An 11,109-nucleotide genomic window follows, 5' to 3' on the forward strand; every position below is an offset into this window, starting at 1 on the left:
GATATAAATGAAGCTGCCACTATTACAAGTAGAGACAGAGAGACTGATTATCCGTCCATTTCAAAAAGAGGATTATGAAAGTTGGTTAGATGGATTCAATAAGAGGTTACCATCTCAATATAAATACGATGATGGCTATCATGACATGTCGTCTTCAACAAAGGAATGGTTCACGGAATGGATAAGAGGATTTGATGAGGCGGCACGACGGGATGAAATGTACGTTCTAGGTATTTTTCAGAAAGAGGATGGCGCCAATATTGGAAAGCTAGAACTTATAAAAATTTTACGTATGGACTATCAATGGGCAATGATGGGCTACTCTATTCATAATCAATATTGGAAAAATGGATACGGAGTAGAAAGTGTAATAGCTGCGCTGCCGTTATTTTTTAATGGCCTTCATTTTCATAGAATCGAATTACATATACATGTTGATAATGAGCCATCCGTTCGTTTGGCAGAAAGAGCTGGTTTTTCATTTGAATGTATGAGAGAGGCGTTTTCTATGGGGAATGGTAAGTGGGCAGATTTTCTTATTTATTATAAAAATAAGGAGACGGATATATGAGGGTACTTATTACAGGTGGAAATCGAGGATTAGGGTTACAGTTAGTAAAAGTATTTCATGAGAATGGGCATATCGTTTATCCGCTAGTTAGAAGTGTGGAAGCGATAGAACAGTTAAAACAGATGTTTTCTTCTAGATGTTTTCCTATATTAGCAGACTTGTCAGATGATGAGAGTACTGAGTGTATTAAGAAGCAAGTTGAGGAGTATACAGAGTATATTGATTTAGTTATAAATAACGCTGGAATTACTGGAAAGGAAACTGAGGTTTTACGTACCAATTCAGAAGAGTTAACGGACTTATTTAACGTTCATTGTTTAGGTGTTATTCGAGCTATAAAAGGTACATATCCGGCTTTAACTAAGTCGAACCATCCGAGAGTTATCAATATATCCTCTCGATTGGGTTCATTACATAAAATGGCGGCCAAAGAGTTTCCTCAAGGAGAGTTTTCGTATTCATATCGAATTGCGAAAGCTGCACAAAATATGTTAACTCTCTGTTTACAGCAAGAGTTTGCGGATAAAGGAATTCGTGTAACCGCCATTCATCCAGGGAAATTAAAGACGGACATTGGTGCTTCTGATGCGAATATGACTCCTGCTGAAGGAGCTCAAAATATATATGATTGGATAATACATTCGAATGAGGATGTGTCAGGGAAGTTTATTGAGCCGGGTGTAGGTGAATTGAAATGGTAATGTACGATCTTTCAATTATTCAAAATGCATTTAGGTCTTTCAAAAAATGTTAAATAGATTATCAAATGCAGTAATAATTGAAGATATAGAAGAAAGACCGGAATATATCCGGACTTTCATTACCTGTTCAACACTTCAATATAAGAAGCATCCCCAGCTGTTCTAATAGTAGAGCGGAAATTATTATGTTCTAAAGTTTCAGCAACTTGTTTTAATTGCTGTGCATCATCGTGATGAATGAGTAAACTATCTGCACCACTTTCTTCTATATGAATATGTTCAACATTTCCAATCGCTTCATGTATAGCTTTTAAAAATTCAGGTTTCATATTGTCCTCCTATATGTATGTAACGTCGTTACATAGTATTTCCTTATTTTTGAAATATAAAAGTAGAAGAAAGGAGAAATGAAAATGAATATAACGCAGTTTAAAGAACATATTACATCTCTTTTTGAAGAGCATCTTAATAAATACGGTGATGACGAGTATGGTTTCACTCACATTAGTAAAGAGGAATTTCACAAAATAGGTTACACGACAAATTTGACGCTAGAGACGATTGAAGAAGCATATCAAAATGGGGTTGATATGATACTTACACATCATGCGCCGTGGAGTTTTTTATTCGGTATGGAAGAGGCTTGTATTAAAAAATTAAAAGAATATGAAATGAATCATTTTTGGATTCATTTGCCGTTAGATTTTGTAAAGTTTGGCACGTGTACGTCGTTATTTAACGAAATTGGGATAGATACAATACTGGAATATTCCACGTATGAGGAAGAAGAGCTACCGGGAATAGGAGAATATAAAGAAGCGATTCCCTTTTCAAACTTAGTTGGAAAACTTGAAGAGAGAATGGAAGAGAAAGTGAAGAGTTGGAAAAATCATGATAAGCCAGTAAAACGGATTGCGATTTTAACAGGTGCAGGAAATAATACAGACCTTATTGAGCGTGCACTAGAAAAAGGTTGTGATACGTACATAACAGGAGAAAAAACATTATATACAGTACAACATGCGAAATTTAAAGACATTAACTTAATTGTAGGTAGTCACACATTTACAGAAGTATTTGGTGTGGAAAGTTTGGCTCGTAAGTTAAAAGAAAGAGACAATTCAATAGAAATTACTAGATTAAATGAAGATCATTTGGAGTGAGGGAAATTCAGCTTATCAATTGAAAATAAAAAAGAAGAAAACTATCAACAAATATCAGCTTAATAAAAAATTAAAGGGATAGGAGAATGACTATGAACAATTTCGTTTGTACAACGTGTGGCGTTCAGTATGCAGCGAGTGTAGAAGAACCGGTAAGTTGTCTTATTTGTGATGAGGAGAGACAATATATTAATCCGAAAGGGCAGTCTTGGACGACTTTAGAAAACTTGCAAACGAGTGATACATATAAAAATGAAATTATAGAAGAAGAAAATGGGCTTTATAGTATTACGACAAAACCAGAATTTGCGATCGGTCAAACGGCATTTGTAGTAAAAACAGAGTCATATCGTTTACTATGGGATTGTATTACTTATTTAGATGAAACGACAATTGAGAAGATAAAAGAGTGGGGCGGATTAGATGCGATTGCACTATCTCATCCGCATTATTATTCAACACAAGTAGAATGGGCAGAAATATTTGATGTACCAATTTATATACACGAAGACGACAAAGAGTGGGTAATGCGCCCGAGTAGTCGTATCATTTATTGGGCTGGCGAGTCTTTACGATTAGCGGATGGAATTACTGTTCATCGTCTCGGAGGACATTTTAGCGGCGGTTCTGTATTACACTGGGAAGAAGGAAATGATGGGAAAGGTATTTTATTAACAGGTGATATTATTCAAGTTGTAGCGGATCAACAGTGGGTGAGCTTCATGTACAGCTATCCAAACTTAATTCCACTACCAGCAAGGAAAGTGGAAGAAATGGCGAATCGAGTGAAACCGTTACAGTTTAATCGTCTATATAATGCCTTTCACCGAGTAGTGAAAGAACATGCAAATGAGGCAGTTGAACGGTCTGCGGAAAGATATATGAAAGCGATAGAAGGAAAGCTGTTTCATACGTAAAAGGAGAGTTAGCTTTATGAAAACGTTAGTATGCTTTGGGGATAGTATTACAGCTGATGAAACATTTTTTGATGGAACGCCGAGGTTAACACCACGTTTGCAAGAGATGTTTCCAAATTGGAAAGTGGTTAATGCAGGTGTTCCGGGTGATAATACGTTCGATGCGTTAAATAGGATTGAAGATGATGTATTATCATATAAACCAGACTTTATAACAGTTTTTCTTGGTACGAATGATGCAGTTTCTTTTGCTCAAGTTCCATTACAAGCATATAAAGAAAATTTAGAGAAAATTTTAAGTGCGATCTCACCAGAAAAAGTATTACTTATTAGTCCTGCACCAGTTGATGAAGAAAGACAACGTAATAGAACAAATGAAATACTCGGTCAGTATGCAGCGGTGGTAGAGGAAGTAGCAAGAAAAACAGGGAGCCATTTTCTCAATTTATATGCTGAGATGATTCAAGAAGAAAATTATAAAATATTCGTAAAAGATGATGAAAAAGACGGTTTACACTTTGGACCACAAGGTTATGAGTATTTAGCGAAGTTAATTTGTGAAAAGTTAAAAGGAATTCTGTAAGAAGCAAAGCGTGGGCGCTTTGCTTTTTTTGTACTTCTTATAATGAATTAGCTGAATCACAGAAGTAGACGATTCCTGTACTAAATGTTTAGTACCTATAGCACTTTAAAGTACATACATTTTTAATGAGTTAAATATAATTCATAATAGCACCAGTAAGAAGAAAACAAGCTTTACGGTACTATAGAGAATTTCAAAAAATGCCAATGTGGTATAAAACGATTAGGGAGGTTAAAGATATGAGCACTTCAAATTTGAGTGAAATAAGTAAACAAATTTTAATAGAGGAGGAAACACTTCAATTTTCCTCTTTTACAAATGAAGATGCCTTGCAATTAGGTTTATTTATCGTTGAAACAGCAAAGCGAGAGGGGAAATTGATTGCTGTTGATATAGCAAAAAATGGTGTGCAATTATTTCATTTCAAGATGACAGGGACAACTGAGGAAAATACGAAATGGATTGAGCGTAAAAAACGGGTCGTTTCCCTGCATAATCATAGCTCGTATTATATGCAGATAGAAAGTGAAATAAGCGGAGTTCCATATCATGAAAAATACCGTTTAGATGGCTCGGAATATGCTGCGTTTGGTGGATGCTTTCCTATCCAAATAAAAAACGTAGGGGTTATTGGGATGATAACAGTCTCAGGATTACCACCAGAAGTAGATCATGAATTGGTTATAAGAGCAGTTAAAAATCATTTAAATCAATAATAGAAGTAATTTTAAAGGTTAAATAAAAAGGCAAAAATGAACATATTCCTGTTCGTTTTTGCCTTTTTATTATTTCTTTTTCGGTCTACGTACTAACTCGCCGCCACAATTCGGGCAAACGTTTTGTCTTTCCTCTGTACATGGTGCACAAAATGTACATTCATACACGCATATGTATGCTTCAGAATCGGGCTGAAGGGAATGGTCGCAAATTTGACAGTTTGTTTTCATTTCTAATGCCATCGTAATCCTCCTTGTTATTCGAAAGTTCTTAATTTAATTATAATTAATATTGTAGTGTGTGTCCTTTTTAAATGAAAAGAAATAAATGGATTATGTTGTTGTTTGAAATGAAATAGGTCCATTTGTTTTTAAATTGATTATTTAGTGCAGTTGGAATATTATGAAATAGTCAAAAGACAACAGGGGGTATATATTTTGACTAATAATAACGATTATTTTCATGTAGAAGAGGATGTAAATCACAATAGTTTAAAAGCAGATTGTGAAAAATGTTTTGGATTATGTTGTGTGGCATTACCGTTTGCAGCATCAGTAGATTTTGCGGTGAATAAAGATGGTGGTAAACCTTGTACAAATTTACAATCAGATTATAAATGTAGTATACATAGAGATCTTAGAGGAAAAGGGTATAAAGGTTGTACAGTATTTGAATGTTTCGGTGCTGGACAAAAGATTTCTCAAGTTACGTTTAAAGGAATTGATTGGCGGAAAGATGCCGAGCATGCGAGAGAAATGTATGATGCTTTTCCGGTTATGCATCAGCTTCATGAAATGCTGTGGTATTTGAATGAGGCTATTCTATTAAAGGCGACGCAGACAATTCATAAAGAGCTGAAGGAAGCAATTGAAGAGACTGAGCGTCTTTCTAATTTAAGTCCAGATGAGTTAATGGAAGTAAATGTGTCATTACACCGTGCAGAAGTGAACATTCTCCTTCTAGAGACGAGTGAATTAGTATGGAAGGAAATGAATGCTGCACGTAAAAAACGAATCAGTCACCGCGGAGCAGATCTTATGGGAGCTAACCTTAAAAAGAGGGATTTACAAGGAGCAAATTTAAGAGGAGCTTATCTTATTGCGGCTAATTTACGAGATGCAAATTTAAGGGGAGCGGATCTCATCGGAGCAGATTTGCGAGATGCAGATATTAGAGGAGCAGATTTTACCAATAGTATTTTTCTTACGCAAGTCCAAATTAATGCGGCGAAAGGGGACAAACATACGAAATTACCGAAAGTGTTGTCTCGACCAGCGCATTGGTCTGCGTAAAGAGTATGGAGTGAAATAGTTTGGATATTTATACGAACAGGCAGAGACTAAGTCTCTGCCTGTTTTTTTATACTATTTTTGCTTTTCAAAAGTAGTAATTAGAACACTACATATAATAAGGATACCACCAATGAAAAAGTTACTGCTTAACGTCTCATTTAATAGGAGCCAGCCAAGTATTGAACCGACGATAGGTTGGAAGAAGAAAAATAATGAACCGATGCTAGCATCCATTAATTCTAATCCTTTATTCCAAAGGAAAAATGCACCTGCGGTTGAGACGATACCTAAATAGAGTACGCCTAATAGTACGTACATGTTTATATGTTCAATAGGACTTGATTGGAATTCCCATATCATAAAAGGTGTAATAAAAAAGAGTGAAAAGAATATTGCATACGTTGTAATAACTAAAGATGAAAATCGGACTGAAGCGATTTTTACATAAATGGATAGTAAAGCCCAAGTAATAGCGGCTCCAACTAAAATGATTGTACCGATAAAATAGGAGCCGATTTCAATATCCCATCCGATAACGATAATGACACCGATTGTCGCTATGATAGTAGATAAAAGTCTACGAGTGGTTAGTTTTTCTTTTAAAATAAGCGCTGCAAATATAACCATAAATGCAGGTGTAGCTGATGTTACTAAAGAGCCTGTATGAGCGTCGGATAATTTTGTCCCGATGAATTGACATGTAATCGAAATGAAGTATCCGATGAAGCCAATCCAAGCGAATAATAGCCAATCTTTTTTGTGTATGGTTACTTTTTTCTTTTGCTTTTTTTCAGTTGTTTTCAAAATCACATATAAAACAACAAAAGCGATAATAAAGCGTAGCCAAACGAGTGTAAGTGGCGGGATAAAGTCGAGTACGTATTTACTAACGACGTACATACCTCCCCAAATACTTGCTGCTAGTGATAAACATATAGCTCCTAAAATTGTTTGTTTCATTTGAATGACCTCCGTCTATTTTTAGGGTTATGATTTATTCCCTAAGACGAGGCATAGCGCACTTGTCCCGCATTAACGGGCAGTAAAACTCCCACCTCAAAATTCAGCGAAAGCAAAGAAGTTAGGCGGTGGATCAACTGCCCGTAAATGCCCGATTGGTGAAGGCTAATAATCAGTGGGGGATGAAGAAAACCCCCACTGATTAAAGTTTCACTTTATTATATGAATGCCCGTCTTAGATTATAGACGGCCTACAGGTTGATCGTTTTCGAATGAAGTGTTGTAGTACATGAGCGTAGCCTCCCTTCTTCTTTTATAATGATATTATAACTTAATTTTCTGATTATTGTAGAGCGTTATGGAATTGTGTATACAATGTGAATAACAAACCGTCACGTTTGACTGTACAGTTTATGTATTGTATGATAATAGTAATATAAACAAGGGGGGGAAGATCGTTGGGAAGGTGTATCGAATCGGACAGTTGGCTCTCATGGCTCACGTGTCGAAACGAACGATTGATTATTATACGAATCTAGGAATCTTAAAAGCGGAGCGATCTCAATCTAATTATCGCTATTACGACGAAACAGCATTTGAGACATTACAATTTATTGAGAAGTGCAAAGAAATGCATATGCCGCTTTGTGAGATTAAAGAGAGAATCGAGGAGAAGAAAAAGCTGCTCGGTATCAATGAACACGTTTCGAAACAAGTGAATGAAGTGACAGACCATATTCATAGATTAGAAGCAGAGCTAACGGAGTTAAAGCCTCTTTTAGATGAATTGACTGATTCACAACGTGAAAAAATATCGAAATCTTTATCAGGTCAAACGACAGCTTTAATACAGACACTTATTCTATTATTATAGAATAAGTGAAATCCGACCTCTTTAATTTTTGTATCGGGCTATGTTTTCTAACGAACAAATAAGAAAACATTATAGTATACAGGAGGTGGACACCTTAGTTTTTTAACTAAGGGGATTCATTGGAAATATTTAATTTAGTCATGGTTGCGATTTTAATCGCATTTACTGGATTTTTCGTAGCAGCAGAGTTTGCGATTGTTAAGATACGTTCAAGTCGCATTGATCAGCTTGTTGCGGAAGGGAAACGCGGTGCGTTAGCAGCGAAAAAGGTAACAACAAATTTAGATGAATATTTATCTGCTTGTCAATTAGGTATTACAGTTACAGCGATGGGACTTGGTTGGTTAGGTGAACCGACGATAGAAAAATTATTACACCCGTTATTTGAGAAATGGAACTTAAATCCTTCTATCTCATCAGTAGTAACATTTGGTCTTGCATTTATGACGATGACGTACTTGCACGTTGTAGTTGGGGAATTAGCTCCGAAAACGATGGCAATTCAAAAAGCTGAAAAAGTGACATTGTTATTAGCAGGTCCGTTAATGATATTCTATAAAGTTATGTATCCATTTATTTGGGTATTGAATGGTTCTGCTCGTGTTGTAACTGGTTTATTCGGTTTGAAGCCAGCTTCTGAACATGAAGTAGCTCATACAGAAGAAGAGTTACGTCTTATTCTTTCAGAGAGCTACGAAAGTGGAGAAATTAATCAAGCTGAATACAAGTATGTAAATAATATCTTTGAATTTGATAATCGCATTGCGAAAGAAATCATGGTACCGCGTACAGAAATCGTTGGTTTCTATCTTGAAGATTCAGTAGAAGAACACATGAAAGTAATCCAAAATGAACGATACACACGTTATCCGATTTTTGGAGAAGATAAAGATGATATTATCGGTATGGTCAATGTAAAAGATTTCTTTATTCGATATATGAACAACGATCAAGAAGATTTATCATCGATTCGCACGTATATGCGTCCGATTATTGAAGTTATGGAAACGACTCCAATTCATGATTTATTACTGCAAATGCAGAAGAAGCGAATTCCAATGGCTGTTTTATATGATGAGTACGGAGGAACAGCTGGAATTGTAACGCTTGAAGATATATTGGAGGAAATCGTCGGCGAAATTCGTGATGAATATGATGAAGATGAAGCACCACCAATTCAACATGTGAACGAGTATCATAAAATTGTTGATGGAAAAGTGCTTATCACAGAAGTAAAAGATTTGTTTGGATTACACATTGAAGAAGACGATGTAGATACAATCGGTGGATGGATTATGATGCAAAATCATGAAATCGAAGAAGGACAATGCGTTGAAGCAGAAGGCTATGAATTTAAAGTGTTAGAAAAAGATGCTTATCAAATTAAACGTGTTGAAATTCAAAAAATGGATCATGAACAAGAACAAGAGAAAGCAGCAACTGTGTAAGTTGCTGCTTTTCTTCTGACACATAATAAAATGTGAAATTAGGAGCGGATATTTTGATTCAAGTAGCCTTACGTGTATATCGATTACAATTGTATACGATCTTTAGTGGTTTACTACTAATGTGGGCGGTTACTCCGTTTGGAAAACAAGTGACAGGATTCGGTATTGGATTAGCTGTAAGTGCATACTGTCTTTGGTTATTAGCTCGCAGAGTTGAAAAATTAGGAAGAAGTATTGTGATGAAAGAAAAGGCTCCTGGATTAGGAGTTCTAAACCGATTTGCAGCCGCAATATTAGGGGCTATCATTATGTATGAAATTGAGCATGAAATGGAAATGTGGGCATTTGGTACTGGAATATTAGGTGGACACTTTTTAATGATTGCGAATTTAGCCTATGCAAATATGCAGCTAGTAAAAGAAGAAGAGAAACAAAGAGAACATGCTTCGAAAAACATAGAGTTATGAGGAAAGGGACCTAATCTGGTTCCTTTTTTGCGTTTAAAAATAAATGATATAATACGAGTGATTTACTGGTATTTATCGGATTTACGCCAAATATAATACGCTTATTTTTGAGGCATTTCAATAGTATGAAAAAAAATTAAAAAACCCATCGATTTCTAAAGCTTATGTATGTTATCATGACAAAAGAATTTGCGAAAGAGGTGGATACCAATGTTACAAGCGTTACTTATTTTTGTGCTTCAAATTATTTACGTTCCAACTTTAACAATCCGTACGATTTTGCTTGTAAAGAATCAAACAAGATCCGCTGCAGGTGTAGGATTGTTAGAAGGAGCAATTTACATTGTCAGTTTAGGTATTGTATTTCAAGATTTATCAAATTGGATGAACATTGTTGCCTATGTCATCGGCTTTAGTGCGGGACTATTATTAGGCGGTTATATAGAGAATAAATTAGCAATTGGATATATTACGTATCAAGTTAGTTTACTAGACCGTTGTAATGAATTAGTAAATGAATTACGCCACTCTGGATTTGGCGTTACAGTATTTGAAGGTGAAGGAATAAATTCTATACGTTATCGCTTAGATATCGTTGCGAAGCGTTCAAGAGAAAAAGAACTTTTAGAAATTATTAATGAAATTGCACCGAAAGCGTTTATGTCTTCTTATGAAATCCGTTCGTTTAAAGGTGGATACTTGACGAAGGCGATGAAGAAGAGAGCGTTAATGAAGAAGAAGAAAGATGAGCATGCATCGTAAGAAAAGGGAGTAGCTGAGAAGCTACTCTTTTTTTGTTAGCGAATATCATCAATCTGAAAGGAAAATGAGGCCATCACGTATAAAAAGTACTGGTGGAAGAGAACGAAGGGGGAATGCAAAGTATGGAACAAACAGAAATGTTACAAGTGAATAAAAAGTGTTGGGACGTAGTAGCACCTCATTTTTTTCAAGTAGATTGTTTACCTAAATATGGACCGTATACGGCATCAGAAGATGAAATTCATTTGTTTGATTTAATTGAGAATAAAACGGTTCTAGATATCGGATGTGGTAGTGGACATTCTTTGGAATATATGGCGGAGCGTGGTGCGAAAGAGTTGTGGGGGCTCGATCTTTCAGAGACACAAATTGAAACAGCAAATGAAACGCTAAAAGATTGGAATCCAAAGTTAATATGTGGTGCGATGGAAGAGGAGCTAAATATTCCAGAAGAACATTTTGATATTGTATATTCCATCTATGCATTAGGATGGACTTCTAATTTAAGAAAAACATTGGAACTTATATATTCGTATTTGAGATTCCCACGACTAAAGTCGCAAGCCCGAATCCTTACGGATTGACGGGTGGGATTCTTAAATGACTAAGCGTTCGCAATCCATTTCTGTTTTGAACAGCCTTCAAGATAAGGGC

14 protein-coding genes and 1 pseudogene are annotated in these 11,109 nt (G+C 35.7%); 12 read left to right on the plus strand and 3 right to left on the minus strand.

Translation table 11 applies throughout. The features are described 5' to 3' along the window. Window positions 1-7: 7 nt before the first annotated feature. Window positions 8-571 (plus strand): GNAT family N-acetyltransferase, encoded by a 564-nt coding sequence (locus AB3X48_RS12290; RefSeq protein ID WP_002199821.1) that lies wholly within the window; start codon window positions 8-10, stop codon window positions 569-571. Beyond that, window positions 568-1,272, plus strand: a complete 705-nt coding sequence (locus AB3X48_RS12295; protein ID WP_016105522.1) for an SDR family NAD(P)-dependent oxidoreductase — start codon at window positions 568-570, stop codon at window positions 1,270-1,272. Before AB3X48_RS12290 ends, AB3X48_RS12295 begins: the two co-directional genes overlap by 4 nt. Window positions 1,273-1,391: 119 nt before the next feature. Here AB3X48_RS12295 and AB3X48_RS12300 read toward each other — a convergent pair whose 3' ends face one another. Then, on the minus strand, window positions 1,392-1,601 hold the full coding sequence (locus tag AB3X48_RS12300) for a hypothetical protein (RefSeq protein ID WP_002066340.1): 210 nt from the start codon (window positions 1,599-1,601) through the stop codon (window positions 1,392-1,394). An 84-nt stretch (window positions 1,602-1,685) separates the two neighbouring features. On the opposite strand from AB3X48_RS12300, the gene AB3X48_RS12305 reads away from it, so the two are divergent. From AB3X48_RS12305 to AB3X48_RS12320, 4 genes are all read left to right on the plus strand, one after another. Next, window positions 1,686-2,435, plus strand: a complete 750-nt coding sequence (locus AB3X48_RS12305; protein WP_367959593.1) for a Nif3-like dinuclear metal center hexameric protein — start codon at window positions 1,686-1,688, stop codon at window positions 2,433-2,435. A 92-nt stretch (window positions 2,436-2,527) separates the two neighbouring features. Next, entirely contained in the window at window positions 2,528-3,352 is an 825-nt protein-coding gene (locus AB3X48_RS12310; protein WP_016105520.1) for an MBL fold metallo-hydrolase, read from the plus strand. A gap of 16 nt (window positions 3,353-3,368) precedes the next feature. Beyond that, the gene (locus tag AB3X48_RS12315) at window positions 3,369-3,935 is read left to right on the plus strand and encodes an SGNH/GDSL hydrolase family protein (protein WP_016105519.1); all 567 of its coding nucleotides are present in this window, start codon (window positions 3,369-3,371) and stop codon (window positions 3,933-3,935) included. A gap of 239 nt (window positions 3,936-4,174) precedes the next feature. Then, window positions 4,175-4,651: a heme-degrading domain-containing protein gene (locus AB3X48_RS12320; RefSeq protein WP_002199830.1), complete on the plus strand. Its 477-nt coding sequence runs from the start codon at window positions 4,175-4,177 to the stop codon at window positions 4,649-4,651. 69 nt (window positions 4,652-4,720) lie between these two features. Here AB3X48_RS12320 and AB3X48_RS12325 read toward each other — a convergent pair whose 3' ends face one another. Then, window positions 4,721-4,894 (minus strand): DUF1272 domain-containing protein, encoded by a 174-nt coding sequence (locus AB3X48_RS12325; protein WP_001162783.1) that lies wholly within the window; start codon window positions 4,892-4,894, stop codon window positions 4,721-4,723. A 195-nt stretch (window positions 4,895-5,089) separates the two neighbouring features. Between AB3X48_RS12325 and AB3X48_RS12330 the strand changes: the two genes are divergently transcribed. Next, entirely contained in the window at window positions 5,090-5,944 is an 855-nt protein-coding gene (locus AB3X48_RS12330; protein WP_016105518.1) for a pentapeptide repeat-containing protein, read from the plus strand. Window positions 5,945-6,016: 72 nt separating this feature from the next. Here AB3X48_RS12330 and AB3X48_RS12335 read toward each other — a convergent pair whose 3' ends face one another. Continuing rightward, entirely contained in the window at window positions 6,017-6,904 is an 888-nt protein-coding gene (locus AB3X48_RS12335) for a DMT family transporter (protein WP_016105517.1), read from the minus strand. Window positions 6,905-7,370: 466 nt separating this feature from the next. On the opposite strand from AB3X48_RS12335, the gene AB3X48_RS12340 reads away from it, so the two are divergent. The 5 genes and pseudogenes from AB3X48_RS12340 to AB3X48_RS12360 all read left to right on the plus strand — a co-directional run. Next, window positions 7,371-7,778: a MerR family transcriptional regulator gene (locus AB3X48_RS12340; RefSeq protein ID WP_033710905.1), complete on the plus strand. Its 408-nt coding sequence runs from the start codon at window positions 7,371-7,373 to the stop codon at window positions 7,776-7,778. Window positions 7,779-7,897: 119 nt separating this feature from the next. Next, a complete protein-coding gene (locus AB3X48_RS12345) occupies window positions 7,898-9,226 on the plus strand; it encodes a hemolysin family protein (protein WP_002110921.1) in 1,329 nt (442 codons plus the stop codon). Between the two features lie 53 nt (window positions 9,227-9,279). Then, complete coding sequence (locus tag AB3X48_RS12350) at window positions 9,280-9,693, plus strand: ATP synthase subunit I (protein ID WP_002110920.1); 414 nt, start codon at window positions 9,280-9,282, stop codon at window positions 9,691-9,693. Between the two features lie 210 nt (window positions 9,694-9,903). Then, entirely contained in the window at window positions 9,904-10,455 is a 552-nt protein-coding gene (locus AB3X48_RS12355) for a DUF2179 domain-containing protein (protein WP_002110919.1), read from the plus strand. Between the two features lie 122 nt (window positions 10,456-10,577). After that, a pseudogene (locus tag AB3X48_RS12360) lies at window positions 10,578-10,997 on the plus strand (class I SAM-dependent methyltransferase); the annotation flags it as partial. Between the last annotated feature and the right edge of the window lie 112 nt (window positions 10,998-11,109).

It is taken from the genome of Bacillus sp. S4 (assembly GCF_040838205.1).
GTDB classification, from domain to species: Bacteria; Bacillota; Bacilli; order Bacillales; family Bacillaceae_G; genus Bacillus_A; species Bacillus_A cereus_U.